The sequence below is a fragment of the Actinomadura parmotrematis genome, assembly GCF_019458805.1.
GTDB lineage: Bacteria > Actinomycetota > Actinomycetes > Streptosporangiales > Streptosporangiaceae > Spirillospora > Spirillospora parmotrematis.
This window is the reverse complement of the sequence record NZ_JAIBOA010000003.1, coordinates 384,063-409,021: the sequence shown is the minus strand read 5'-3', so window position 1 is coordinate 409,021 and position 24,959 is coordinate 384,063. Positions and strand designations below refer to the sequence as shown.

The following is a 24,959-nucleotide window of genomic DNA, read 5'->3' as shown; positions in this document are numbered from 1 at the left end:
CGCGACCGGGAGACCGGTCGCGGGCCGTCCGCGTCCCTACGGGCGGGGGATGTTGCGCAGGTTGCTGCGCGCGAGGTCGACCATCTTGCCGACGCCGCCGGTGAGCACCGTCCGCCCGGCCGCGAGGGCGAAGCCCTTGAGCTGGTCGGCGGTGATGTGCGGCGGGATGGACAGCGCGTTCGGGTCGGTGACCAGCTCGACCAGGTACGGGCCGTCGTGCGCGAACGCCTTCTCCAGCGCGGACCGCACCTGCTTCGGCTTCTCCACCCGCACCGACTCGATCCCGGCGGCCTTGGCGATGGCGGCGAAGTCCACGCCCGCGTGGTCGGTCTCGAAGTCGGGCATGCCGTCCACCAGCATCTCCAGCTTCACCATGCCGAGCGAGGCGTTGTTGAACACCACGATCTTCACCGGCAGGTCGTGCAGCTTCACGGTGAGCAGCTCGCCCATGAGCATGCCGAGGCCGCCGTCCCCCGACATCGAGACCACCTGGCGGCGGCGGTCGGCGAGCTGCGCGCCGATGGCGTGCGGCAGCGCGTTCGCCATCGACCCGTGCACGAACGACCCCATGACGCGCCGCTTGCCGTTCGGGGTGAGGTAGCGGGCGGCCCACACGTTGCACATGCCGGTGTCGACGGTGAAGACGGCGTCGTCGTCGGCGAGCTCGTCGAGCAGCGCGGCGGCGTACTCGGGGTGGATCGGCACGTGCTTCTCGATCTTGCGGGTGTAGGCGTCGACGACCTTCTCCAGCGACCTGGTGTGCCGCTTCAGGATGTCGCCGAGGAACCGCCCGCCGCCCTTCTGCTTCACGAGCGGCAGCGCCGCCCGCAGCGTCTCGCCGACGTCGCCGTGGACGGCGAGGTCGAGCGGGGTACGGCGGCCGAGGCGGGTCGCGTCGTGGTCGATCTGGATGGTGTTGCGGCCCGGCAGGAACGGGTCGTAGGGGAAGTCGGTGCCGAGCAGCACGACGAGGTCGGCCTCGTGCATCGCCTCGTAGCAGGCGCCGTAGCCGAGCAGGCCGCTCATCCCGACGTCGAAGGGGTTGTCGTACTGGATCCACTCCTTGCCGCGCAGCGAGTGGCCGATCGGCGCGAGCAGCCGGTGCGCCAGCTCGATGACCTCCGCGTGCGCGCCGCGGACGCCCGCGCCGCAGAACAGAGTGACCTTCTCGGCGGCGTTCAGCGCCTTGGCGAGCTCCTCGACCTGCCCGGCGGGCGGCCGGACGGCGCCCTTGACGGTCAGCAGGTCGTGCCGCCCGACCGGCTGCACCGCCTCGGCCTCGGCGACGTCGCCGGGCAGCACCACCACCGCGACGCCCTCGCCGCCGACGGCGTGCTGGACGGCGGTGCGCAGCACCCGCGGCATCTGCGCCGGCGTGCTGATCAGCTCGCAGTAGCTGCTGCACTCGGTGAACAGCCGCTCGGGGTGGGTCTCCTGGAAGTAGCCGGTGCCGAGCTGCACGCTCGGGATCTGCGAGGCGATCGCGAGGACGGGCGCGCCGGAGCGATGCGCGTCGTACAGGCCGTTGACCAGGTGGGTGTTGCCCGGCCCGCACGAGCCCGCGCAGACCGCGAGGCGTCCGGTGAGCTGCGCCTCGGCGGCGGCGGCGAACGCGCCGGCCTCCTCGTTGCGCACGTAGACCCACTCGATGGTGCCGTCCCGGCGGAGCGCGTCCACGACGGGGTTCAGGCTGTCGCCCACAACGCCGTAGATGCGCTGCACCCCGGCCTGCTTGAGCACCTGCACGAGTTGGTCGGCGAGCGTGGCCATGCGGTCCCCCCTGAGACGTCGTCACGTCCTGGATAGCCCACTGGTGATCGTTCTAACCCCGGCGGGACCGGGTATCCGCCCTGTATGGGGGAGAACGCGGGTTTCCGCATGCGCCGGATTTACGCTGCGCCGGAACCGGACGACGGGTTCCGCGTCCTGGTGGACCGGCTCTGGCCGCGCGGGATCGCCAAGGAGAAGGCCGCCCTCGACGAGTGGGCGAAGGACGTGGCGCCGTCCACCGAGCTGCGCCGCTGGTACGGGCACGACCCGGCGAAGCACGCCGAGTTCCGCGCGCGCTACCTCGCCGAACTGGACGACGACGGGCCGGCCGTCGAGCGGCTCCGCGCCGAGGCGGCGGCGGGCCGGGTGACGCTGCTGACGTCGGTGAAGGATCCGGCGGCCGGGCACGTCCCGATCCTGCTGGAGCGTCTGGAGGGCCGCGCTTGACCTGCCGTCAGAGGCGCCGCAGCACCCAGAAGCCCTCCTCCTCGGCCTGCACGGCGTAGCGCTCCCCCGGGTGCAGCCGCGTCGCGTAGTCGAGCATCGCCGATCCGGGCAGGTCCGGGCCGAAGTAGACGAGGTAGCGGGGCAGCACGCCGGGGGTGTCGCCGATCCAGTAGACGGTGCAGCGCTGGGCGAGGTGGGCGGCGGGACGGACGTCGGACTCGACGGTCGCGCCGTCGGGGATGGTCGCGAGGGCGCGCGCGGCCGCGCGCGCCTCGGCGTCGGGGATCCAGGTCCCCGCCCGCGTCAGCGTGCCGAACGGCAGCGTCGTGCTGAGCGCGACGGACGCCGCGAGCACCGCGGCGGGCATGTGCTGGAGCACCTCCCACAGCCGGGTGGACCGGGCGCGGGCGAGCACGTCGACGAGGGCGAGCGCCACGACGGGCATGAGCACGGCGCTGTAGTGCCAGTCGGTGCCCCAGTAGTTGGGGTCGCTCGACAGCAGCCGCCAGCCGAGCGTCGGCAGCGCGACGAGCAGCAGCGGCGAGCCGAGCGCGAGCATTCCCGACGTGGGGAGCAGCACCCAGAGGACCGTCCGGACCTTCTGCGACCAGCCGTCCAGCAGGCCCGCCCCACCCCCGCCGCCCATCTTCGACCAGTAGTCGTAGCCGCCGCTCACCGCCGGGATGAGGACGAGCAGGGTGAGCGCCGACGCGGCGGCCCCGAACAGCCCGACGCCCACCGCCGCGGCCACCGTCGGCGTCCCGGCGCGCCGCGCCCGCACCGCGACGACCAGCGCGATCGCGGCGACCGTCACGCCGAGGTCCTCCTTGACGGTGACGAGCGGCGCGGCCCACAGCAGCGCGGGGATCCACCGCTCGGCGAGCACCGCCTCCAGCGCGAACGCGATGAGCGGGACGGCGAAGCAGATCTCGTGGAAGTCGAAGTCCACGGCCTTCTGCAGGCCCCAGGACGCGCCGTAGGCGAGGCCGATCGCGAGGCCGGGCCGGGCGCCGAGCAGCCGCCGCGCCGCCCGCGTCACCGGCACCGCCGAGACCCCGACGAGGAGCGCCTGCGCGACGAGCAGCGTCACCGCGCTCGGGAAGACCCGGAAGACCGGGCCGAGCAGCGCGAGGACGGGGCTGAAGTGGTCGCCGAGGATGCGGAAGCCCGGCCCCTTCAGGTCGGCGACCGGCACCTGGAACCGCGCGTAGGACCGGACGACCTCGGTGAAGATCCCGAGGTCCCAGGACATCGACGCGTACCGCAGGTACCGGGTCACCGACACCGCCCCGTACAGGACCGCGAACCCGAGGGCGAGGGCGTAGGGCGGCCACGCCCGGGGGGCGGGGGCGGCGTCCGGACGGTCCGCCGCCGGCACGGGCGGCGGGTGGTGCTCGACGGTCAAGGGGATCCCCGTCCGGATGCGCTGGCTGGCCGATCGCTCCGGCCGCACCCGGAACGATCACCACACCATATGCACCTTTCGCCCCGTTAAGCACCTATCGCCGCGACGGGTCCCCGCAGGTCCCCCGGCGCGGCGCGGGGCCGGGCGGTGTCCAGGTGCGGCCGAGGGGCGCGCGGGAGCGGCCCGGTGCGTGATCCTTCTGGTGGGCGGCGCCGAGCGGAGGGGGAACGGGCATGGTCACCTGGCCCGACGGGGTGGACGAGATCTTCGGGAGCGACCAGGCGGTGATGCTGGCGGGCGTCACCCCCGCCAGGGGCGTGGTGCAGGTGCCGGTCACCAACTTCGGGGTGCGCGACCGCGACGCCGGCACCCTCACCTTCAACAGCGCCCTCGGCGGCTGGAAGAAGCTGGAGCGGATCAAGCGCGACCCGCACGTCGCGCTCGCCTTCCACACCCGCGCGCACGGCTACGCCGACCGGCCCGAGTACGTCCTCGTGCAGGGCACCGCGACGGTGACCGGGCCGGTCGCCGACTACCCCGAGACGCTCGGCGCGGGCTGGGAGCGGTTCGACCTGCCGCGCGCCACCGGCCCCGTCTGGGGGCGCTGGCTGCGCGACTACTACGTTCGCATGCTGATCGAGGTCGCCGTGGAGCGGATCGTCGTCTGGCCCGACCTGCGCTGCGCGGGCGCCCCCGAGGTGCACGGGCCGCCGCTGCCCGCGCCGCCCGCCGCGCAGGCCGCGCCCGCCAAGGGCGCCGGGCCCCGCCTCGACCACACGCGCGCCGCCCGGTCGGCGGCCCGGCTGCCGGACGCGCTGCTCGGCTGGGTCGGCGGCGACGGCTTCCCCGTCAGCGTCCCGGTCCGGGTGGACGGCGCCGACGAGGGCGGGATGCGCCTGGACGCCGCGCCCGGCCTCCTGCCCGAGGGCGGCCGCCGCGCCGGGCTCACCGCGCACTCCTTCACCCGCTACATCATCGGCCAGGAGCAGCACGTCCACACCGGCTGGCTGGACGGCGGCCCGCCCGTCCGCTACGCCCCGCACACCCGCGTCGCCTACCGGATGCCGCCGAGCCGCCTCGCCCGCAAGGTCGGCATGGGCGTGGCGATGCGCGTCGGCCGCCGCAGCGCCGCCCGCGCCGGCGTCGACCTCACGGGGACGGGCTGACTGTCGGACCCGGATGCGACCCTCGGGGGTATGGAACCCGCCGATGTCATCGCCGCGCCGTGGCGGCGGATCGAGGCCCGCGACCGGGACGCCGAACCGGGCGCCGAGCCCGCGCCCGGCCGGCGGAGCGCCTATGCCGAGCGGCTCTGACCCCGTCCCGGACGGCCCGGCCGTCACGATCGTGCACGCCTGCCTGCGCGACGGGCGCGGCGGCAGCCCGACCGCCGTCCTGCCCGACGCGCCGCTGAGCGACGCCGAGCGGCGCCGGATCCCCGCCGCCGCCGGGACGTCGCACGCGGTGTTCGTCGCGGTCACGGACGCGGCGGTGTCGCTGCGGTTCTTCACGTCCGCCGGGGAGCTGCCCGCCTGCGGCCACGGCACCGTCGCGGCCCTCGCCCTCCTGGCCCGTGACGGCGAGGTGCCGCTTCAGGCGGGCGGCCGTTCCTTCACCGGGCGCGCCGGGGCCGGGGGCGCGTTCTTCGACCCCGGCCCCGTGGACGTCCGGCGCCCGGCCGACCCCGGTCCCGTCCTGGCGGCGCTCGGCGTCACGTCCCCGGACGCCGCGGCGGGCTGCCGCGTCGCGTCGGTGGGGCGCCCGCGCCTGCTCGTCCCCGTCCCGGACCGGCGGGCCCTCGCCGCCCTCGCCCCCGACCCGGACCGGCTCCGCGACGCCTGCGACCGCGCGGGCCTGCTCGGCTGCTACGTCCACACCGTCCCCGAGGACGGCCGTGCCGCCGCCCGCATGTTCGCGCCGTCGATCGGCGTTCCCGAGGACATCGCCAACGCCAACAGCACCGCCTGCCTGGCCGCCGTCCTCGGCGCGCCCGTCACCGTCGACATGGGCGACTCCCTGGGCGAGCCCGCCACCATCACGGCGCGGACCGGCCCGCTGCGCGTCGGCGGCACCGCCCGCGTCGGCCGCGTCCTCACCCTCCCCTGACGCAGCGGGTGACGAAGCCGGTCTTGGCGGCGGTGTAGCCGGGCCGGTCGGCGGCGTGGCGGGCGGCGAGGTCCCGCTTGAGGTGCTCGTAGGCGTCCCGGGCGGCGGCGCTCCGCCGCAGGACGCCGCGGAACCGCAGGTAGTCGTGCCACCGCTGGTCGCCGTAGCGCACGCCGTGCAGGTGCAGGACGCGGAACGCGGGCCGCGTCTCCAGCACGTACAGCCAGCCGCCATCGTCGCCCGCGTCGCCGAGGTAGCGGTACCCGAGCGGCGCGAGGGCCGCCTCGACGGCCGCCTCGGTGGCGGTCCCGGAGAGCCCGACGGCGATGTCCACGATCGGCTTGGCGGGCAGCCCCGGCACCGACGTGGACCCGACGTGCTCGACGGCGACGGCGAGCCCGTCCAGGGCGGGCCGCAGGCGCCGCGCCGCCCACGCGAACACCTCCGCCCACAGCGGGTCGGGCTCGGCGACCCGAACGACGTCCTTGTGCAGTCCGACCCGATCCTCACCCCACGGAAAGGTCATGCGTCCTGCATACCGCGAAGGAACGGCCCGCCGGGACGGGCGACCGGTCGCCTGAACCGGCCACCGCCTGCGCGGAGGCGCAGGTTTCGGCGCGCCGCCGCCGGCACACCGATCACCCGGGACCGGCCGCGGCACCCCCGCCACTCGGCCCGCGCCCCGAGCGCGGACGGCGGGGCCGCGCGCCGGGTGGCGCGCGGCCCCGCCGTCGGGGGTCGTCGGGTCAGGAGGCGGTCGTCGAGGAGGCGGGCTCCCCGGCGGGGGTGCCCGCGGGCTCGGCGGGCAGGTCGAGGCTGTCGCGGAGCATGACCGGCTTGAGGAAGGCGGCGGCGACGATGCCGACCACCGCGATCGCGGCCGAGATCAGGAAGATGTGGCCGGTCGCGTCCCCGTAGGCGGCGCGGACGATCTCCTGGATGGGGCCGGGCAGGTGCTTGACGTCCAGGCTGCTGCCCGCGCCGGAGCTCTGCCCCGGCTGGACGCCGAGCTTGGCGAGGCCGTCGGCGATGCTGCCCGCGACCCGGTTGGCGAGGACGGCGCCGAGGATGGACACGCCCATCGTGCCGCCCATCGAGCGGAAGAAGGTGACGACGCCGGACGCGGCGCCGATCTCCTTCAGCGGGACCGAGTTCTGCACGACCAGCATGAGGTTCTGCATCGACATGCCGACGCCCGCGCCGACCAGGAACATGCCGAACCCGACGAGGTACAGCGAGGTCGCGTGGTCGATGGTGGCGAGGACGGCGAAGCCGGCGGTGAGCACGACCGTGCCGGTGACGATGTAGGGCTTGACCTTGCCAGTCGCGGTGGACAGCCGGCCCGCGACGGTCGAGCAGATGAGGACGCCCGCCATCATCGGGATGGTCAGCAGCCCGGCGTGGGTCGGGCTGTAGCCGCGGCCGATCTGGAAGTACTGGCCGAGGAAGACCGCGCCGCCGAACATCGCCATGCCGACCGCGAGGCTCGCGACGATCGCGAGGGCGGTGTTGCGGCGGGCGACGACGCCGAGCGGGATGATCGGCTCGGGGGCCACCGCCTCGCGCCAGAGCGCGAGCGCGGTCAGCACGACCGTGCCGCCGACCATGGCGCCGGTCTGCCAGGAGATCCAGCCGAACTTGTCGTCGACGAAGGTGACCCAGATGAGCAGCACGCTGACGGCGGCCGCGACGAGCGTGGCGCCCAGGTAGTCGATCTTCACCTCGCGGGCCAGGGTCGGCAGCTTCAGGGTCTTCTGCAGGAGGACGAACGCCACGACGGTGAAGGGCACGCCGACGAAGAAGCACCAGCGCCAGCCGAGCGCGCTGTCGACGATGAGTCCGCCGAGCAGCGGGCCGCCGACGGTGGCGACGGCCATGACGGCGCCGAGGATGCCGTAGTAGCGGCCGCGGTCCCGCGGGCTGATCATCGCGGCGATGGCGATCTGCACCAGGATCTGCAGCCCGCCGAGGCCGAGGCCCTGGAAGGCGCGGGCGGCGATGAGCTGGCCGGTGCTCTGCGCCAGGCCCGAGACCAGCGACCCCAGCGTGAAGATCACGATGGCGACCTGGACGAGCGTCTTCTTGCTGTACAGGTCGGCGAGCTTGCCCCAGATCGGGGTGGTGGCGGTGGAGACGAGCAGGGTCGCGGTGACGACCCAGGTATAGGCCGACTGGCTGCCGTGCAGCGAGCCGATGATCTGCGGCAGCGCCGTGGAGACCACGGTGGAGCTCAACATGGCCACGAACAGCGCGAGCAGGAGGCCGCTCAGGGCCTCCAGGGTCTGCCGGTGGCTCATCGGCGCCGCACCGCGCTGCGGGTGTGCGCTCAACGGGACCTCCTAGCGGTGGGAGCGGGACGGAAGACGTAACACCGGACCGGCGCCATCTATGCCCAACGGGAAAAATTTCTCAACGGGCAATATTGTAGGCTGGTCGGCATCATGGTCGGACTCCGCGAGCGCAAGAAGGAAGCCACCCGGCGGGCCCTGCACGAGGCCGCCGTCCGGCTGGCGACCGAGCACGGCCTGGACGGCGTCACGGTCGAGGCCATCGCCGACGCGGTGGGCGTCTCGCGCCGCACCTTCTCCAACTACTTCGAGGGCAAGGAGGACGCGGTCCTGTACGGCGACCGCGAGCGCATGCGCGACCTGCTGGACGCCTTCGCCGCGCGCCCCGCGCGCGAGCCCGCCTGGACGGCCCTCACCCTCGCCGTGCACGGCGCGTTCCTGGAGGCCCCCGACGAGGACCGCGACTGGGCGGTCCGCGGGTTCCTCATGCGCCGCCACCCGTCCCTACTGGCCCGCCAGCTCGGCCACTTCGCCGCGCTGGAGCAGCGCCTCGCCGAGCTCATCGCCGAGCGGGAGGGGACGCCGCCGGACTCGCCGCGCCCGCGCGTCATGGCGGCGGCGTTCCTCACCGGCATCCGGCTCGGCCTGAACCTGTGGACCGAGGACCAGGCGCGCACCCGCGCCGAGGTGGTGGAGCGCACCCTCGCCGAGATGGCCCGCCCCTTCCAGTGAGCGGCGGCGCCGGGCCGTGGAACGACGCCGGGCGCGGCGGACCCGCAGGTCCGCCGCGCCCGGAACGAGCCGCCTACTCGGCGGCGGGCGGCGGGGGCGCCGGGCGCTCCTCCGCCGAGGCCTCGGCGGCGCGCGCCTCCTCGGCGCGCTCGCCGTCGGTCTCGGCAGCCTCGGCGTCCGGCGCGCGCTGCGGCTCGCCGGCCCGCGCCGCCCCCTCGGCGGCGACGCCGGTGAGCGGCGCCTCGCCCGCCCCCGCCTCGCGCTCGTCCTTCTCCGGTCCGGCCACGGTGCCCTCCACGTTCTCGGCGGTCGATCCCGGACCGGTCCCTGCCCCGTGATCGCCGCCGGACACCCCCGCGCCGCCGCGCCGCCCGGTGCGGGCCCGCTCGGCGTGCCGGCCGAGCTCGGCGACGCGCTCCTCGTCGCGGGTCAGGTTCGCGCCCGTCGCCGGGTCGAACAGGTGCAGCCGGCCGGTGTCGATCCACAGGTCGATCTCGTCGCCCGCCGCGACCAGGCTGGACGCGTCGAGCGCGACGACGGCCTGCGTGCGGAGCTGGTCGCTGTCGAGCTCGCGGGACAGCTCGCGCAGCTGCGCGGCGAGGTCGGCGGGCGCCTCATAGGGGACGTAGGCGTACTGCTCGTTGCCGAGCCACTCGGTGACGTCCACCTTCACGCGCACGACCGCGCCGCGGGCCTTCTTCTCCTCGCTGACGAGCGCGGCGTCCTCGAAGTCCTCGGGGCGGATGCCGACGAGCACGACCTCCCGGTCGCCGACGGCGTCCGCCTTGGCCCGGTCGTGGATGTCGAACCGGCCGATCGGGGTCTCCAGGTGGGTGCCGTCGACCGAGGCGGGCAGGAAGTTCATCGACGGCGAGCCGATGAACCCGGCGACGAACAGGTTGACCGGCTGCTCGTACAGCTCGCGCGGGCTGCCGACCTGCTGGAGCTCGCCCTTGCGCAGCACCGCGACGCGGTCGCCGAGCGTCATCGCCTCGGTCTGGTCGTGGGTGACGTAGACGGTGGTGGTGCCGAGCCGCCGCTGGAGGCGGGCGATCTCGGTGCGCATCTGCCCGCGCAGCTTGGCGTCCAGGTTCGACAGGGGCTCGTCGAACAGGAAGGCGTCGGCGTCGCGGACGATCGCGCGGCCCATCGCGACGCGCTGCCGCTGCCCGCCCGACAGGTTCGCGGGCTTGCGCTCCAGGTGCTCGGTGAGCTCCAGCAGCTCGGCGGTCTCGGTGACGCGGCGGCGCACCTCCTCGTTCTCGGCCTTGGCGAGGCGCAGCGGGAACGCGATGTTCTCGTAGACGGTGAGGTGCGGGTACAGCGCGTAGTTCTGGAAGACCATCGCGAGGTTGCGCTCGCGCGGCGCGACCTTGTTGACCACCCGGTCGCCGATCCGCATGTCGCCGGAGGTGATGTCCTCCAGCCCGACGATCATGCGGAGCAGGGTGGACTTGCCGCAGCCCGACGGCCCGACCAGGATCATGAACTCGCCGTCCTGCACGTCCAGCGAGACGTCGTTCACGGCCGGGAAGCCGTCGCCGTACTTCTTGACGATGTTCTGCATGGTGATGGCGGCCATTGGACGCTCCCTCTAGCCCTTGACGGCGCCGGACGTCAGCCCGGCCACGATGCGGCGCTGGAACAGCAGGACGATGACGATGACGGGCACGGTGACCACCACGGCCGCCGCGCTGATGGCGGTGGTGGGCTGCTGGAACTGCGAGGCGCCGGTGAAGAACGCCAGCGCCGCCGGGACGGGCCGGGCGCTGTCGGTCGAGGTGAGCGAGATCCCGAAGACGAAGTCGTTCCAGCAGAAGAAGAACGTCAGGATCGCCGCGGTGAACACGCCGGGCGCGGCGAGCGGCACGATGACGCGCCGGAACGCCTGCCAGGGCGTCGCGCCGTCGACCTGCGCGGCCTGCTCCATCTCCCACGGGATCTCGCGGAAGAACGCCGACAGCGTCCAGATCGCGAGCGGCAGCGCGAAGGAGATGTAGGGGATGATGAGGCCCGGCCAGGTGTCGTAGAGGCCGATGTCGCGCCACAGGTTGAACAGCGGGCCGACCAGCGAGACCACCGGGAACATCGCGATGGCCAGCGCGAACGACAGGATGATCTTCTTGCCGGGGAACTCCAGCCGGGCGATGGCGTAGGCGACCAGCGTCGCGAACACCACCCCGATCAGCGTCGCGATCAGCGAGATGCCGATCGAGTTGATCAGCGCCGAGGTGAACAGGTCGGTCTTGAACACCGTCCGGTAGTTGTCCCAGGTCCAGTGCTCGGGCAGGAAGCTCTGCGAGTTGCCGACCTCGCCGGGCTGCTTGAACGACAGCATCACGATCCACAGGACCGGGAACACCGTCCAGACCAGGATGAGCAGCGAGACGGCGACCAGCGTCGCGCGGGACCGGTTCGACTCCATCAGCGATCACCCCTGACCTGCGACAGGTCCACCCGGAACCCCTTGATGAACACCGCGGCGATCAGCACCACCGACAGGAACAGCAGCACGCCGACGGCGTCGCCGAGGCCGATCGCGGTCCGGGTGATGGTCTGCCGGTAGGTGAGGAACGACAGCGTCTCGGTGTTCTGCTGCCCCTTGGTCATCACGAACACGTTGTCGAAGATCCGCCAGGCGTCCAGGGTGCGGAACAGCACCGCCACCATGATCGCGGCCTTCATGTTCGGGATGGTGACCCGGCGGAGCCGCTGCCAGGCGGTCGCGCCGTCCACCGTCGCGGCCTCGCTCAGCTCGCCGGGCACCTGGGCGAGGCCGGCGAGCAGCAGCAGCGACACGAACGGCGTCGTCTTCCAGATCTCCGACAGGATGATGACGGTCAGCGACGACCAGCGGCCGGAGAACCAGGCGTAGTCGCCGAGCCCGAACCAGTGGTTGACGAACCCCGAGTCCAGGTCGAACGCGAACCGCCAGGCGAACGCCGAGATGACGGTGACGATGCCGTAGGGCAGCAGGATCGCGGTGCGCACCGTCCGCTTGCCGAAGACGACCTTGTGCATCACCAGCGCGAACCCGAACCCGATCACCAGCTCGATCGCCACCGTGACGAGGGTGACGGCGAAGGTGGTGAGGACGTCCTGCCAGAACAGCGGGTCGGTGAGGGCGGTGGCGTAGTTGCCGAGCCCGACGAAGCGCTTGTCGTCGGGGGCGGTGAGCCGGTAGCTGAACAGCGACAGGTACACCGCGTTGACCAGCGGGTACGCCGTCACGAGCAGCATGACGACGACGGCGGGCGCCGACAGCAGCAGCCCGAGCCTCCGCTCGGAGCGGCCCCGGTCGGAGATCTCGGGGCGCCCCTTCGCGCGTGCCGCGGGCGCGCTCTCCACAGCGGTCATGGGTTCCGCCTCCTCACAGCAGCGCCTGGTCGCGCAGGACCTGGTGGATGAACACGTCCGTCTTGTGCGGCGTCGTGTCGGGGTTCACCGACGCCGGGGGGTGCCAGCGGCTCTGGATCGCGCCGGACACGTCGGTGTAGTACGGCGTGAGGGGGCGCGGCGCCGCGGCGTCGATCGAGTCGCGGATCAGCCCGGCCATCGGGAACTCCTTGACGACCTCGGGGTCGCTGAAGACCTCGGGGCGGGCCGCCGGATTACCGGAGTCGATCATGTACTTCTTCTGGTTCTCGGCCGAGGTGATGCACTTGACGGCGTCGACGGCGAGGGTGTCCTTGTACTTGCCGAAGTTGCCGATGCCGAGCTCGATGCCGCCGAACGGCGGCTTGCCCTTCTGGCCCGCGTTGACGCCGGGGTAGGGCGCCCAGCCGAGGTCGCCGGGGATCGACTTGTCGATCACGCCGTCCTTGGCGTCGCCGTTCTCGGCCCGCCAGATGTAGCCCCAGTTGACCATGAAGCCGCCGCGCGAGCCGTTCAGCAGCGAGCGGGCCTTCTCCTCGTCGTCGGTCGACAGCGACGGGCTCGCCGCCTTCGACCGCGCCAGCTTCGAGATGATCGTCGCCGCGGCCTTGCCGGCCGGGGAGTCGATGTCAATGGAGGCGTCCGAGCCCTTCTCCACCTGCGTCATGACGTGCCCGCCGGCCGACTCGACGAGGGCGTTCACCCACACCATGTAGCCCTCGTACTTGTTGCCCTGCACGCCGACCGTGGTGTTGGTGCGCAGCGCCGCGTCGATCATCTTGTCCCAGGTGAAATCGGGTGCGTTCGGGTTCACCCCGGCTTTCTGGGCGACCGATTTGCGGTACCAGAGGATCTGCGTGTTCGCCCAGAATGGCGCCGCGACGAGGCGGCCCTTCCAGGTCGAGCTCTGCACGGCCGCCGGAAAGACGCCCTGGGTGAATTGGCCCGCCTCGGACGCGGGGAAGGGCCGCAGGAATCCGGCGTCGGCGGCCTCGGGGACGAATACCGGGTCCAGCGACATGATGTCGAGGCCGCCGTCCTTGGCGGCGAGCCGGCGGACGAGCTGCTCGCGCTGCTGCGTCGCGTCCGTCGGCAGCACCGACGTCTCGATCTTGTAGCGCCCGCCGGACGCCGCGCTGCACGAGGCGGCGAGTTTCGCCTGGCCACCGTCGTCGGGGTTGATGTACCAGCGCAGCGTGGGCGTCCCCCCGCTGCCGCCGCACGCGGCCAGGCCGCTCGCCAGCAGGGCCAGTGCCACCGCGCCACGGGCGTGGCGGGCGGGGCCGCGGTACCGCTTCCTCGTGCGCTCCATCGGGCCTCCCGGAAGGTCCCACCTGCAGCGGGCACTTCTGCGGGCCGCGTGGGGGGTGGCGGGACCGTCCCCCATTCGAGCACCGGACACACCTCGTGTCGAGCACCAATTACGGCATTGTGCAACAAACGCAACACACCCGAAACGCTAGATATGTTTAGGACGCATTCACCCCACCCCCGAAACGCCCCGCACCGTTTCCCCACCGCTCCCCAAAACCCGCCAAGCAACCCGGCGGAGCCGGGAACCCCAGCCCCCGCCACTCCACGACCACCCGGTCACCCTTCGTTGACTTGCGGCGTGTTGCCCCTTTGAAACGATTCATTCAGGCAACACGCCGCAAGTCAACGCCAAACGACCAGGCGGTCACCCTGCAAGCCACCGCCGCGCCCCCGACCGCCGCCGTCTCTGGACGCTCCCCACCGCCCCACCGCCCTCGACGATCGCCGGCCGATGGCCGCAACAGGCCGCGACACCCACACAAGCGCGCCTCCTCGCCTTGCGACCGCGCACGACCCTCGCCTCCAACAAGAAAACCCCCGCACACCCCGCGTCACGCACGCGGGACGCGCGGGGCAGGGGTGCGGGACGCGCGGGATGCGCGGGGCGTGCGGAACGCGGGGGGCGTGCGGAACGCGGGGGGCGGGGCGTGCGGTGAGGTGCAGTTCTCCTGGGGTGAGGCCACGGCCTACCGCGAGGCCGCCGGGATGATCGAGGACTGGCTCCGCGCGCTTTCGCCCGGACCGAGCCCGGGGCCGGGGGCGCCCCCGCGCCTGAGGAGGCCGGGGGCGCCGGGGTCAGTAGCCGCCGCCGTAGCCGCCGTCCGCGCCGCCCGCGTCCGAGCCGCCCGCGTCCGAGCCGCCCGCGTCCGAGCCGGCGGCGGCCTTGGCCTTCTTGCCCTCGGGGGTGCTGGCGAACCAGACGCCGCCGACCCCCTGGCCCTTGGTGTCGCCCGCCTTCGTGTCCTTGGCGTAGAAGTACATCGGCCAGCCGTTGATGGTGAGCTGGCACTTGCCGTCGTCGGTGCGCTCGATGAACTTCACCGCGCTGCGCTTCACACCGGTGAGCTTCAGGTGCTTCCAGCCGTTGAAGACGACCGGCGGCCACGCCTTCTTGCACGCCTTGAAGCAGGTGGACGTCGGCGGCTTGGCCTTGTCCTTGTCGAAGCGGTACATCGTGCGGCCGCGCGCGTCGGTGAGGATGAGGCCCAGCTTGGGGTCCTGGCGGGCTTTGATGACGGTCCATCCGGCCCAGCGGCCGGTGCTCGGCGTCGTCGGGGTGGGCGCGGGCGCGGCGGCCTTCTTCGCGCCGGCCTTCTTGCCGTCGGGCGCGGCGGCGTACCAGGTGCCGCCGACGCCCTGCCCCTTCGCGTCGCCGGGGCTCTCGTCCTTGGCGTAGGTGTAGAGCGGCCAGCCGCCGAGGGTGACCTGCCACTTGCCGTCGGGCCGCTTGACCTTGCCGACGAGGTTCTTGTCGACGCCCTTCACCCGCACGTCCTGGGTCGACGCCCAGACCGGCGGCCAGGTCGTGGCGCACTGGTCCTCGCAGGTGGAGGCGGGCGGCCGGGCGGTGTCGTTGTCGAACCGGTAGAGCGTGCGGCCCTCGCCGTCGGTGACCACCTTCCCGATCTTGGTGACGGCGGCCACCTCCAGCGTCGCCGGCGTGCTGTCGGGGCTCGCGGTCGGCTGCTCGGACGGGTCGGCGGCCGGGGTGACAGCGGATCCGGCCCCGGTGTTGCGCTGCCTGCCGTTCTCGGTGCCGCAGGCGGTGAGCGTGATCCCGGTCGCGGTCAGGGCGGCCACGGCGGGGATCGCCCAGCGTCGGTATTCCATCTCGTGTCCTCTCTCGCTGCTCGGTCGATCGAGGCGGAGCGGCCGCACCGCCCTCCCGGATCGAGCAGCAGTACGCGGGGCCCGCGGGAGCGGGTTCAACCGCCCCGGTGATCACGAATGTCGGGTTCGGCGGGAACCTGGGGGGCCGGGGGCCACTCATACAGGGGGAGCGCCACCGAGCACAGCGCCACCGAGCACGAGGAACGAGAAGCACCGTGAGCATCACCCCGGCCCGTCCCGAACCGCCGCAACCCGCCGCTGCGGGCTGCCTCGTCGCGCCGCTGCGGGCGCTCGCGCTGGTCGTGATCCTGCCGCTCCGGCTGGCGTGGGAGGCCGTCGCGTTCGCGGGCCGCCTGCTCGGCCGCTACGTGCTGCACCCGCTGGCCGTCGCGCTCGCGTGGGTGTGGACGACGCTGATCTGGACGCCGGTCCGCGCGGTCGCGGTCGCGCTCTGGTGTGCGCTCGGCTGGACGGGCCGCGCGCTGCTCGCGCTGCTGAAGCTGCTGGCCATTCCGTTCGTGCTGCTCGGCCGGTACGTGCTGTGGCCGGTCTGCCGCGCCGTCGGCTGGGTCCTGCGGGTGCTGGTGCTCGTGCCGCTGGCGTACCTGTTCGAGTACGTGCTGGCGCCGGTCGGCCGGTTCCTGGCCGCCGCGTGGCGCCTCGCCGGGCGCGTCCTCGCCTGGACGCTCGCCTACCTGATCGTGGAGCCGCTCGTCCACCTGTGGCGCGGGCTGGTGTGGGCGCTGCGCACGCTGGTCGTGCTGCCGGCGAAGCTGGCGTGGCGGTACCTGCTGTGGCCGGCCTGCCGCGGCGCCGCCTGGCTGTTCCGGACGCTCGTCGTCGTGCCGCTCGTCGCGCTGTACGGGTACGTGCTGGCGCCGGCCGGGCGCTTCCTGGCGGCGGTGTGGCGGCTGGCGGGGCGCGTCCTCGCCTGGCTGGGCCGGGTGCTCGTGGTGGTCCCGGTGCGCTGGCTGTACGTGACGATCGTCCGCCCGGCCTGGCGCGGGCTCGTCGTCGCGCCGTGGCGGTGGACGCGCGTCAACGTCCTGTCCCCCGCCCGGCAGGCCGCCCGCGCGACCCTGCGGGGCCTGCTCGGCTAGGGACGGGTGAGGGCCTCGGCGTAGCGGGCCACCGACTTCCGGTAGGCGGGCAGGTGCGGGGCGAGGGCGCCGAGCGCGAGCGCGGTGGCCTCGCGCTCGCGGCCGAGGTCGCTGTAGGCGAGCGCGAGGAACGCGAGGACGGCGCCGTCCAGGGCGTCCGAGCAGCGGTCCCGCTCCTCCTCCAGCAGGGCGGCGGCGGCCGCGGCGTCGCCGACGGCCCGCAGCGTGCTGGCGAGCTGGATGACGGCCTGGCGGCGCCGCGCCCCGTCCAGCCCCGCGTCGAGGGCCTCCCGATAGAGGGCGACGGCCTCCGCCTCGCGGTCGGTGGCATCGGCGGCGGACGCCCGCTCGAACACCCCGGCGGGGTGCCCGGCGGGCAGCTCGCCCGCGAGGCCCGCCATCGCGGCGCGGAACGCGTCCGGCTCGTGGTCGTCGAAGGCGTCCCAGAGCGCGGCGCAGCGCCGCTCCCATTCCTGCGGGATCTCCCGTTCCATCCCCCCACCCTGCCAGGACGCCGTCCGGCCCCCGATCGCCGACCCCATGACCAGGTGGTCGCGCAATGTCGAGATGCGGCGTGTTGGGCACTCCGACGATCGAAAGTGCCCAACACGCCGCATCTCAACTTTCAGTGACCGGAGGGTCAGCAGCGGACGCGGACGTCGGCGGCGGTCAGCTTCATGAGGGGGCCCTTGTAGAGGCGCTTGCCCTTGCGGTCGTAGAGGGCGCCGCTGACGGTGACCTCGACGCGGGACTCGGCGGCGCCCGGCGACGTCCGCCTGACCTGGACGAGCCGCACCTTCAGCTCCCCGCGCGCGACCCGGGCGAGGCCCAGATAGGCCGCGCCCGCCCGGACGCGGGTGGTGCCCGCGCCGACCCGGTGGCCCGCGACGGACGCGCGGGCGACGGCGTTCCGCGTCAGCGGCGCCTCCGGCGGCGCGCACCGCGCCCGCGTGTACACCTCGGGCAGCACGACCAGCGCCCGCCCGTTCGGGTTGAGCTTGGCCGCGACCGCGCCCGGATCGCTGACCGCCTCCCGGACAGGCCCGAGCGGCTCGCCGTAGACGGCGCCCGTCGGGCCGGTGAAGCTCAGGTAGTCGCCCGTCCCCTCGGTCAGGTCGTTGAAGTCGGCCCGCCGCTCCCCGCCCTCGGCCCCGACCGCGACCGCGCCGCCCCGGCCGGTGAAGCCGTTCTGGCCGAGCGCCGGGATGTCGGTGATCCGCACCCGCCCGCCCGTGCTGGACGCCGCCGGCTCCGCCGAGGCGCGCGCCGCGCCCGCCCCCGGCCCCCCGGCCACCGCCAGCAGCGCGGCGGCCACCGCCGCCAGGCCGCGTCCCACGCCCATCGCCCGCCCCCGTCCGTCGACGCGGGCGCCGACGGCCGCGGCGCCCGTGCCGCGGATTGTTCCCGCCCATCCGGCGCCCGTCCGCCCCCCGGACCACTCATCGCCAGGAATTGGCGGACCCCTTGCCCGGCGCGATGAGTTCCGGCGCCGCCGCAGGTCGAAGCAGCATGGACTACAAGCTGGAACTCGTCGTCGTGCCCGTCACCGACGTGACCGCCTCCCGCGACTTCTACGCCGGCCGCGCCGGGTTCGCCGTCGACGTCGACATCCGCGAACCGCTGCGCCTGGTGCAGCTCACCCCGCCCGGCTCGGCCTGCTCCATCACCCTCCTGGAGCAGCCGGACCGGGCCGGGACGCTCCAGGGCGTCCACCTGGTCGTGACCGACGCCGAGGCCGCCCGCGCCGACCTCGCCGGGCGCGGCGTCGACGTCACCGGCCCCTACCACTACGCGGGCGGCGGCCAGACGGACGGTGCGTCCCCCGGCCGCGGCGACTACGAGACGTTCCTGTCCTTCACCGACCCCGACGGCAACGGCTGGCTCGTCCAGGAGGTCGGGCACACCGGCTGATCCTGGCGCAGGAACGGGATCAGGTGGGCCGCCAGGTCGGCGGCGGCGGTGTAGGCGATGCCGTGCGGGGCGCCGGGGACGGTGAGCGCGGCGCCCGCCGGGAGCAGTCCGGCGATCGTCCGAATCCACTCCTCCGACACCAGCGGGTCGTGCTCGCCGCGCACGGCCAGCGCCGGGGCCTGCACCCGGCGCAGGTAGCCGGCCAGGTCGAGGCGGGCCGACGTCCGCAGCGTCCGCCACATGCGCCACGGCCCGGCGTGCAGGTAGTCGGCCACGGCGAGCGGGACGAGCGACGGCGCCTCGCGCGGCGCGTCGCGGAGCAGGTCGAGCGCCTGGTGCCAGGGCGCGCGGGCGTCCGGGTCGCCGTTCGGGGCGGCGAGGACGAGGCGGTCCACGCGGGCGGGCGCGTTCGCCGCGACGACCGCCGCGACCTGCGCGCCGATCGAGTGCCCGACGAGCGCGACGCGGTGCAGCCGCGCCGCGTCCAGCCAGGTGGCGAGCGCCCCCGCGAGCCCGGTCACGCCCATCGGGCGGGGCGGGCGCGGCGTCCGGCCGAGGCCCGGCAGGTCGGGGACGAGGACGCGGTGCGCGGCGGCGAGGCGCCGCGCCAGCGGCACCAGGTAGGCGCCGGACAGGCCGAGGCCCTGCACGAGGACGACGGGCGGCGCGTCCGGCGGCCCGGTCTCGCGCACGTTCAGGCGGCCGATCCGGCGCTGGACGATCTCGGCGGTCATTCGGCGATCCTCCGGTACCTGCGCACCCCGGCGAGCAGGACGAACTGGGCCGCCGCGGCGGCCGCGGCGGCGAACTGGGCCGAGTAGAAGACCAGCAGGTCCACCACGCTGATCAGGAACAGCAGGGCGTAGCCGGCGAGGGCCGTCGCGAACCCCGTCCGGCCGGTGCCGATCAGGAACGCCGCGACGAGCAGCAGCGCCCCGGCGACGCCGTCCAGGGCGCCCCGCACGAGGACGACGATGACGGCGCCGCGCCCGTCCACGTCGATGCCCGCGAGGTCCTGGAGGGCGTGCGCGAGGGTGCCGGTCGTGCCGTCCCAGGAGTCCGCCAGGACCCAGGCGACGGCGAGGAGGTCGGCGAGGGCGAGGGCGCCGAGCAGGCCGGTGCCGAGGGTGAGCAGGACGCGCAGCCGGGCGGCGGTGAAGAAGCGTCCCGCCCAGTGCGCGACGGCGTGCGACCAGCGGCGCAGCCGCCCCGGCGGCGCCTCGGCGGCCTCGACGTCGGTGTCCACGTAGTCCTGGAGGGTCGCGGCGAGGCGGCGCAGGTGGCCGGGGGCGTCCTCGTCGGCGGCGGCGTTGGCGAGGCGGCGCTCCAGGTCGGCGCGGCCGTGCGCGTCGAGGGCGCCGTCCAGCATCGCGCCGAGGTCGCCGAACGCGCGGTGCAGCTCGGCGCGCGCCGTGCGCCTGCGGTGCGACCGCACCTGCGCGTAGGCGAGGACGGCGAGCAGGAACACGGCGTAGACGATCGGGGCGGCGGCCGGGAAGAAGTAGTCGTAGTCGCTGGTGATGAGCTTGCCGACCTCGTCGATGAACAGGCCCGCGCCGACGCCGGTGAGCACCGCGGCGAGCGCCGACGCCCGCCGCCCGGCGAGGACGAGCGGCAGCAGCGCGGCGGCGAACAGCAGCAGCCCGCCCCACAGGGCGTGCGAGATGTGCAGCCCGCCGCCGCCGACCTGCGGGTAGCCGGTCGCGGCCAGGTAGGCGCGGGTGCCGAGCACCGACACCGCGAACCCCGCCAGCATCAGCCGCAGGTACACGTCGGCGTCGGCGCGGCGCACCGGCCGCCGGCGGCCTCGCCCGCTCACGCGGGACGGTCAGAGGATCGGCGTGCCACCGGTCACCGGGAGGACCGCGCCGGAGATGTAGCTCGCCTCGTCCGAGGCGAGCAGCACGTAGGCGGGCGCCAGCTCGGCGGGCTGCCCGGCCCGGCCGAGCGGCACGTCGGCGCCGAACGACGTCACCTGGTCGGGCGGCATCGTGGACGGGATCAGCGGCGTCCAGATCGGGCCGGGCGCGACGGCGTTGACGCGGATGCCGCGCTCCCCGACCGACTGCGCGAGGCCGGCGGTGAAGTTGGCGATGGCGCCCTTGGTGGCGGCGTAGGCCAGCAGCGTCGGCGTCGGCTGGTCGTAGTTGATCGAGGTGGTGTTGATGATGGACGCGCCCGCGCCGAGGTGCGGCAGGGCCGCCTTGGTGAGGTGGAACATCGCGTCGACGTTGGTGGCGAAGGTGCGGTCCCACTCCTCGTCGGGGACCTCCTCCAGCGATGGCCGGCTCATCTGGAAGGCGGCGTTGTTGACCAGCACGTCCAGGCCGCCGAACCGCTCCACGGCGATGTCGACGATCTTCCGGCAGTGCGCGGGATCGCGGACGTCGCCGGGCACGAGCACGGCGGTGCGGCCCGCCTCGGCGACCAGGCGCTCGGTCTCGCGGGCGTCGTCGTGCTCGTCCAGGTAGGAGACGAGGACGTCGGCGCCCTCGCGGGCGAACGCGAGCGCCACCGCGCGGCCGATGCCGGAGTCGGCGCCGGTGATCACGGTGCGCTTGCCGGCCAGCCGGCCGTGGCCCTGGTAGCTCTGCTCGCCGTGGTCGGGGGTCGGGCGCATGTCGCCGGTGTGTCCGGGCGGGTCCTGGCGCTGTTCCGGGAAATCGGGCTCGGGGCGGCTGCTGGTGCTCATGCGGGCCGCCTACCCGGACGCGCGCTCCCCGATCATCGAAGCGGGACTTTTTGCCTGTTCGGGACGGTCGACGGAGCGGTCCCGGCCGGGCCGTACCGTAGACGTACTGGCCAGGCACCGAGGGGAACGATGTACCGACTGCTGTTCAGGCTGCTCATCACGCGGCTGCCCGCCGAGACGGCGCACCACTGGACGATCCGCGCGCTGCGCCTCGTCCAGGCCGTGCCCGGCCTCACCGCCGTGCTCCGCCGCGCCCTCGCGCCCCGCGACCCGGCGCTGCGGGTGCGCGCGCTCGGCCTGGAGTTCCCCGGCCCGCTCGGCCTCGCCGCCGGGTTCGACAAGGACGCCGTCGCCTACGACGCGCTCGGCGCGTTCGGGTTCGGGCACGTGGAGATCGGCACGCTGACCGCGCTCGCGCAGCCCGGCAACCCGAGGCCGCGCCTGTTCCGCCTCGTCGCCGACCGCGCGGTCATCAACCGGATGGGGTTCAACAACCACGGCTCGGCCGACGCCGCCGCCCGGCTGCGGCACCGCCGCCCCGGCACCGTCCTCGGCGTCAACATCGGCAAGAGCAAGGTAACGCCGGAGGCCGAGGCGGCCGCCGACTACGTCACCAGCGCCGAGCGGCTCGCCCCGCACGCCGACTACCTGGTCGTGAACGTCAGCTCGCCGAACACCCCGGGCCTGCGGAACCTCCAGGCGATCGAGCCGCTGCGGCCGCTGCTCACCGCCGTCAAGGGGGCGGCGGGCGGCGTCCCCCTGCTGGTGAAGATCGCCCCCGACCTGGCGGACGCCGACGTGGACGCCATCGCCGACCTGGCGCTGGAGCTCGGCCTCGACGGCGTCATCGCGACCAACACCACCGTCGCCCGCGACGGGCTGCGGTCGCCCGCCGAGCTCGCCAAGGAGACCGGCGGCCTGTCCGGGGCGCCGCTGAAGGACCGCTCGCTGGAGGTGCTGCGGCGGCTGCGCGCCCGCACCGGCGGCCGGCTCGTGCTGATCTCCGTCGGCGGCGTCGAGGACGCCGCCGACGTCTGGGAGCGGATCCGCGCGGGCGCCACCCTCGTCCAGGGCTACACCGGCATGATCTACGGCGGCCCGCTCTGGGCGGCGGCGGTGCACCGCGACCTCGCGCGGCGGCTGCGCGGCAGCGCCTTCGCGACGCTGGAGGAGGCCCGCGGGGCCTGACCTTTGCCGTTCCGGGGGGTGCCGCCGACCCCATCGGCGGCACCCCATGATCATGGAGATCACCCGCACGGCCGTGCAGGTCCGGGTCGGGCTGGCCGTCGCGGTCGCGCTGCCCGCCGTGGTCCTGCGGCTGGCGGGCGCGCACGCCGCCCCCGCCGTCGGCATCCCGGTCTACGGCGTCGGCGTCATGGCGGCGGCGGTGCTGCTCATGTGGGCCGCCGAGACCGCCCGCGCCGACATGTCGGGCGCGCTCGCGCTGGCGCTCCTCGCGCTCATCGCGGTGCTGCCCGAGTACGCCGTGGACCTCTACTACGCCTACGCGGCGGGCTCCAAACCGGAGTACGCCGCCTACGCGGCGGCCAACATGACCGGCGCGAACCGGCTGCTCGTCGGCGTCGGCTGGACGCTCGTCGTGCTGGCGTTCGCGCTCGGCGCGCGGCGGCTGCGGGCGGGCGCCCGGGACGTCCGCCTGGACCGCGAGCACCGGATCGAGCTCGGCTTCCTCGCCCTCGCCGCCGTCCTCGGGTTCCTGCCCGCCCTCACCGGCGAGCTCGGCTGGTACCTGCCGATCCTGCTGATCGCCCTGTACGCCGCCTACATCCTGCGCATCGCCCGGCACGGCACGCGCAACGACGAGGCGCTCATCGGCGTCGCGGCGTGGCTGACGGCGCTGGGCACGCCGGGCCGCCGCATCGCGACGTGGGCGCTGTTCGCCGCGGGCGCCGTCGTGGTGTTCGCCGCCGCCGAGCCGTTCGCCGAGTCGCTCGTCGAGGCGGGCGAGGCGTCCGGCATCGACGAGTTCCTGCTCGTGCAGTGGCTCGCGCCGCTCGCCTCCGAGGCGCCCGAACTGATCGTCGCGGTGCTGTTCGCCTGGCGGCTGCGCGACTCCGACGCGATCGGCGCGCTGCTGTCCAGCAAGGTCAACCAGTGGACGCTGCTCATCGGCACGCTGCCGCTCGCCTACCGGATCGGTGGCGGCGGCTGGTCGCTGCCGCTGGACGACCGGCAGATGGAGGAGGTGCTGCTGACCGCCGCGCAGACCGTCCTCGGCCTCGCCTTCCTCGTCGACCTGTACTTCGAGCGGTGGGAGGCGGCGGCGCTGTTCGCGCTGTTCGCCGTGCAGTTCGTGCTGCCCGGTGAGAGCGCGCGGCTCGTCCTGTCGGGCGTCTACCTGGCCGTCGGGTTCTCCGTCCTCATCGTCAAGCGCGCCGACCTGGCCCGCGCGATGCGCGCCGCCCTGCCCTAATCGGCGACGACCTCGAAGAAGCCGTCGGCGATCAGCTCGGGCAGCACGGCGTCGGCGTGCTCGCGGACCCGCTCCGGGGCGAGACCGAGGAGCTGCGCGATCGCGTCGAGCAGCGGCGGCAGCGGCAGGGCGCCGTCGCAGACGCCGGCGAGGGCGGCGGCGACGGTGTCCACGCCGGCCGCGCGGCGCAGCCCGCCCGGCTGCCGGAGCACGATCCGCTCGGGGTCCTCGGCGCCGGGCGGGCCGGTCTGCTCCTGGACGACGCCGGGCGCCGTCCGCAGCGTCCGTCCACAGCCTGTGGAAAACCTTCCGGCCCCGGCGAGGCCGTCCAGGACCGCCGGGACGTAGGCGCCGGCGGGCTGCTCGACGGCGTGCCGCAGCTCCTCGACGCGGACGGCGGGGGCGTCCTCGCCGGTGCGCCGCAGGGTGATCCAGCCGAAGCCGATCCCGGCGGTGCGGGTCCGCTCGAACTCGGCCATCCACGCGTCGTAGCGGCGCCGGTGATCGGGCGTCCCGGCCTCCGCCGAGTCGCGCAGCCACAGCTCGGCGTACTCGGCCGGGTCCTGCACGTCGCGCTGCACGATCCACGCCTCGCAGCCGGACGCCTCGGCCCACGCGCCGACCCGCTCCTCCCACGGCTCGCCCTCGACGTGCAGCCAGTTCGCGAGCATCTGCAGGTGACCGCCGTCGGTCAGGTGCGCCGGGCCCTCCGTCACCAGGCGGCGGCAGAACTCGTCGCCGGGCAGGCCCGACTCGCGGTAGCCGTGGCGGGTCTCGGCGGGCGGCGCGACGACGAACGGCGGGTTCGACACGATCAGGTCGAAGCGCCACCCGCGGACCGGTTCCAGCAGCGACCCGCGGAGCAGCTCCACGTCCTCCAGGCCCGACAGCGCGAAGCTCATCGCGGCCAGTTCGAGGGCGCGCGCGTTGACGTCGGTGGCGGCGATCCGGGCGGGCCGCGGGCGCACCAGCGGGTCGGCGAGCTGGAGGGCCTGCACCCCGCACCCGGTGCCGAGGTCGAGCACGTTGTCCACAGGGCTGTGGACGACGAGGCGGCCCAGGTTCGCCGACGCGCCGCCCGCGCCGACGACGTGGCCGGGCCGCAGGACGCCGCCCGAGCCGGGCCGCACCTTGAGGTCGGAGACGGTCCAGCCGGCGTGGCCCCGGCCGGTCACCGACTCCAGCGGCTCGACGTGCAGCAGCGGCCGCAGCTCGCCGCCGTCCGCCGCGGCGAGGCCGGCGGCGGCGAGGCAGCCGAGCGCGGGCGCCGCCGGCACCGGCACCTGGAGCCAGAGGAGCCGGGTCAGCGCCTCCAGCTCGGAGCCGCCGCCGGTCGCGCGGAGCGCCGGGACGATCTCGTCGCGGGCGAGCGCGCCGCCGGCGACGGGGCCGAGCAGGGCGCGGACGCCGTCCACGGTGTAGCCGGCGCGGTCGAACAGGTCACGGACGGGGGCGAGGCTCTCGGGCATCCGCCAATCCTGCCGGTCGGCGCCCCGGCCCGCGAGTCACCGCGGAGGCGCGCCGCGGCCCGGCGACGGCCGCCTGCGCACCGGCC

23 protein-coding genes are annotated in these 24,959 nt (G+C 74.4%); 8 read left to right on the top strand and 15 right to left on the bottom strand.

Annotated elements, in window-relative coordinates; all coding sequences use genetic code 11:
* Nucleotides 1-36 precede the first annotated feature (36 nt).
* Complete coding sequence (locus tag K1Y72_RS07025; RefSeq protein WP_220164373.1) at nt 37-1,770, bottom strand: pyruvate dehydrogenase; 1,734 nt, start codon at nt 1,768-1,770, stop codon at nt 37-39.
* 108 nt (nt 1,771-1,878) lie between these two features.
* Between K1Y72_RS07025 and K1Y72_RS07020 the strand changes: the two genes are divergently transcribed.
* Nucleotides 1,879-2,217 carry a DUF488 domain-containing protein gene (locus K1Y72_RS07020; protein WP_258572001.1) on the top strand — a complete coding sequence of 113 codons (339 nt, stop codon included), beginning with the start codon at nt 1,879-1,881 and terminating at the stop codon, nt 2,215-2,217.
* Between the two features lie 7 nt (nt 2,218-2,224).
* Here the strand turns inward: K1Y72_RS07020 and K1Y72_RS07015 are convergent, their stop codons facing one another.
* Nucleotides 2,225-3,622 (bottom strand): DUF2079 domain-containing protein, encoded by a 1,398-nt coding sequence (locus K1Y72_RS07015; protein ID WP_220164369.1) that lies wholly within the window; start codon nt 3,620-3,622, stop codon nt 2,225-2,227.
* A 233-nt stretch (nt 3,623-3,855) separates the two neighbouring features.
* Between K1Y72_RS07015 and K1Y72_RS07010 the strand changes: the two genes are divergently transcribed.
* Both K1Y72_RS07010 and K1Y72_RS07005 read left to right on the top strand, forming a co-directional pair.
* The gene (locus K1Y72_RS07010; protein WP_220164367.1) at nt 3,856-4,788 is read left to right on the top strand and encodes a pyridoxamine 5'-phosphate oxidase family protein; all 933 of its coding nucleotides are present in this window, start codon (nt 3,856-3,858) and stop codon (nt 4,786-4,788) included.
* A 133-nt stretch (nt 4,789-4,921) separates the two neighbouring features.
* Nucleotides 4,922-5,728 (top strand): PhzF family phenazine biosynthesis protein, encoded by an 807-nt coding sequence (locus K1Y72_RS07005; RefSeq protein WP_220164364.1) that lies wholly within the window; start codon nt 4,922-4,924, stop codon nt 5,726-5,728.
* Here K1Y72_RS07005 and K1Y72_RS07000 read toward each other — a convergent pair.
* The gene (locus tag K1Y72_RS07000; RefSeq protein ID WP_220164362.1) at nt 5,715-6,254 is read right to left on the bottom strand and encodes a GrpB family protein; all 540 of its coding nucleotides are present in this window, start codon (nt 6,252-6,254) and stop codon (nt 5,715-5,717) included. The genes K1Y72_RS07005 and K1Y72_RS07000 overlap by 14 nt on opposite strands.
* Before the next feature lie 220 nt (nt 6,255-6,474).
* Nucleotides 6,475-8,058, bottom strand: a complete 1,584-nt coding sequence (locus K1Y72_RS06995; RefSeq protein ID WP_504739482.1) for an MFS transporter — start codon at nt 8,056-8,058, stop codon at nt 6,475-6,477.
* A 111-nt stretch (nt 8,059-8,169) separates the two neighbouring features.
* Here K1Y72_RS06995 and K1Y72_RS06990 point away from each other — a divergent pair, with 111 nt between their 5' ends.
* A complete protein-coding gene (locus K1Y72_RS06990) occupies nt 8,170-8,748 on the top strand; it encodes a TetR/AcrR family transcriptional regulator (protein ID WP_220164361.1) in 579 nt (192 codons plus the stop codon).
* Nucleotides 8,749-8,821: 73 nt separating this feature from the next.
* Here K1Y72_RS06990 and K1Y72_RS06985 read toward each other — a convergent pair whose 3' ends face one another.
* From K1Y72_RS06985 to K1Y72_RS06965, 5 genes are all read right to left on the bottom strand, one after another.
* Nucleotides 8,822-10,330 (bottom strand): ABC transporter ATP-binding protein, encoded by a 1,509-nt coding sequence (locus K1Y72_RS06985; RefSeq protein ID WP_220164358.1) that lies wholly within the window; start codon nt 10,328-10,330, stop codon nt 8,822-8,824.
* Nucleotides 10,331-10,342: 12 nt separating this feature from the next.
* On the bottom strand, nt 10,343-11,173 hold the full coding sequence (locus K1Y72_RS06980; RefSeq protein ID WP_220164357.1) for a carbohydrate ABC transporter permease: 831 nt from the start codon (nt 11,171-11,173) through the stop codon (nt 10,343-10,345).
* Nucleotides 11,173-12,105: a carbohydrate ABC transporter permease gene (locus tag K1Y72_RS06975; protein WP_220164355.1), complete on the bottom strand. Its 933-nt coding sequence runs from the start codon at nt 12,103-12,105 to the stop codon at nt 11,173-11,175. Before K1Y72_RS06975 ends, K1Y72_RS06980 begins: the two co-directional genes overlap by 1 nt.
* 13 nt (nt 12,106-12,118) lie before the next feature.
* Complete coding sequence (locus tag K1Y72_RS06970) at nt 12,119-13,435, bottom strand: extracellular solute-binding protein (protein ID WP_220164353.1); 1,317 nt, start codon at nt 13,433-13,435, stop codon at nt 12,119-12,121.
* Nucleotides 13,436-14,232: 797 nt separating this feature from the next.
* Nucleotides 14,233-15,267: a hypothetical protein gene (locus K1Y72_RS06965; protein WP_220164351.1), complete on the bottom strand. Its 1,035-nt coding sequence runs from the start codon at nt 15,265-15,267 to the stop codon at nt 14,233-14,235.
* A gap of 215 nt (nt 15,268-15,482) precedes the next feature.
* Between K1Y72_RS06965 and K1Y72_RS06960 the strand changes: the two genes are divergently transcribed.
* Nucleotides 15,483-16,367, top strand: a complete 885-nt coding sequence (locus tag K1Y72_RS06960; protein WP_220164349.1) for a hypothetical protein — start codon at nt 15,483-15,485, stop codon at nt 16,365-16,367.
* On the opposite strand, the gene K1Y72_RS06955 is transcribed toward K1Y72_RS06960, so the two are convergent.
* Both K1Y72_RS06955 and K1Y72_RS06950 read right to left on the bottom strand, forming a co-directional pair.
* The gene (locus K1Y72_RS06955; RefSeq protein WP_220164347.1) at nt 16,364-16,861 is read right to left on the bottom strand and encodes a tetratricopeptide repeat protein; all 498 of its coding nucleotides are present in this window, start codon (nt 16,859-16,861) and stop codon (nt 16,364-16,366) included. The two genes, K1Y72_RS06960 and K1Y72_RS06955, sit on opposite strands and share 4 nt — an antisense overlap.
* Nucleotides 16,862-17,007: 146 nt before the next feature.
* On the bottom strand, nt 17,008-17,709 hold the full coding sequence (locus K1Y72_RS06950; RefSeq protein ID WP_220164345.1) for a hypothetical protein: 702 nt from the start codon (nt 17,707-17,709) through the stop codon (nt 17,008-17,010).
* Between the two features lie 167 nt (nt 17,710-17,876).
* Here K1Y72_RS06950 and K1Y72_RS06945 point away from each other — a divergent pair, with 167 nt between their 5' ends.
* A complete protein-coding gene (locus tag K1Y72_RS06945) occupies nt 17,877-18,278 on the top strand; it encodes a VOC family protein (protein ID WP_220164343.1) in 402 nt (133 codons plus the stop codon).
* Here K1Y72_RS06945 and K1Y72_RS06940 read toward each other — a convergent pair.
* Genes K1Y72_RS06940 through K1Y72_RS06930 form a run of 3 tightly spaced genes read right to left on the bottom strand, consistent with a single transcriptional unit; the run spans nt 18,203 to nt 20,898 of the window.
* Nucleotides 18,203-19,012 carry an alpha/beta fold hydrolase gene (locus K1Y72_RS06940; RefSeq protein ID WP_220164341.1) on the bottom strand — a complete coding sequence of 270 codons (810 nt, stop codon included), beginning with the start codon at nt 19,010-19,012 and terminating at the stop codon, nt 18,203-18,205. The genes K1Y72_RS06945 and K1Y72_RS06940 overlap by 76 nt on opposite strands.
* Nucleotides 19,009-20,097 (bottom strand): hypothetical protein, encoded by a 1,089-nt coding sequence (locus K1Y72_RS06935; RefSeq protein ID WP_220164339.1) that lies wholly within the window; start codon nt 20,095-20,097, stop codon nt 19,009-19,011. Before K1Y72_RS06935 ends, K1Y72_RS06940 begins: the two co-directional genes overlap by 4 nt.
* A gap of 9 nt (nt 20,098-20,106) precedes the next feature.
* Nucleotides 20,107-20,898, bottom strand: a complete 792-nt coding sequence (locus K1Y72_RS06930; protein ID WP_220164513.1) for a glucose 1-dehydrogenase — start codon at nt 20,896-20,898, stop codon at nt 20,107-20,109.
* A 201-nt stretch (nt 20,899-21,099) separates the two neighbouring features.
* Here K1Y72_RS06930 and K1Y72_RS06925 point away from each other — a divergent pair, with 201 nt between their 5' ends.
* Together K1Y72_RS06925 and K1Y72_RS06920 are read left to right on the top strand one after the other, a co-directional pair.
* Nucleotides 21,100-22,158 (top strand): quinone-dependent dihydroorotate dehydrogenase, encoded by a 1,059-nt coding sequence (locus tag K1Y72_RS06925; RefSeq protein ID WP_220164337.1) that lies wholly within the window; start codon nt 21,100-21,102, stop codon nt 22,156-22,158.
* A 52-nt stretch (nt 22,159-22,210) separates the two neighbouring features.
* Nucleotides 22,211-23,404, top strand: coding sequence for a calcium:cation antiporter family protein (locus K1Y72_RS06920; RefSeq protein WP_220164335.1), 1,194 nt, complete (start codon nt 22,211-22,213; stop codon nt 23,402-23,404).
* On the opposite strand, the gene K1Y72_RS06915 is transcribed toward K1Y72_RS06920, so the two are convergent.
* Nucleotides 23,401-24,873, bottom strand: a complete 1,473-nt coding sequence (locus tag K1Y72_RS06915) for a DUF7059 domain-containing protein (RefSeq protein ID WP_220164333.1) — start codon at nt 24,871-24,873, stop codon at nt 23,401-23,403. The genes K1Y72_RS06920 and K1Y72_RS06915 overlap by 4 nt on opposite strands.
* Nucleotides 24,874-24,959 lie beyond the last annotated feature (86 nt).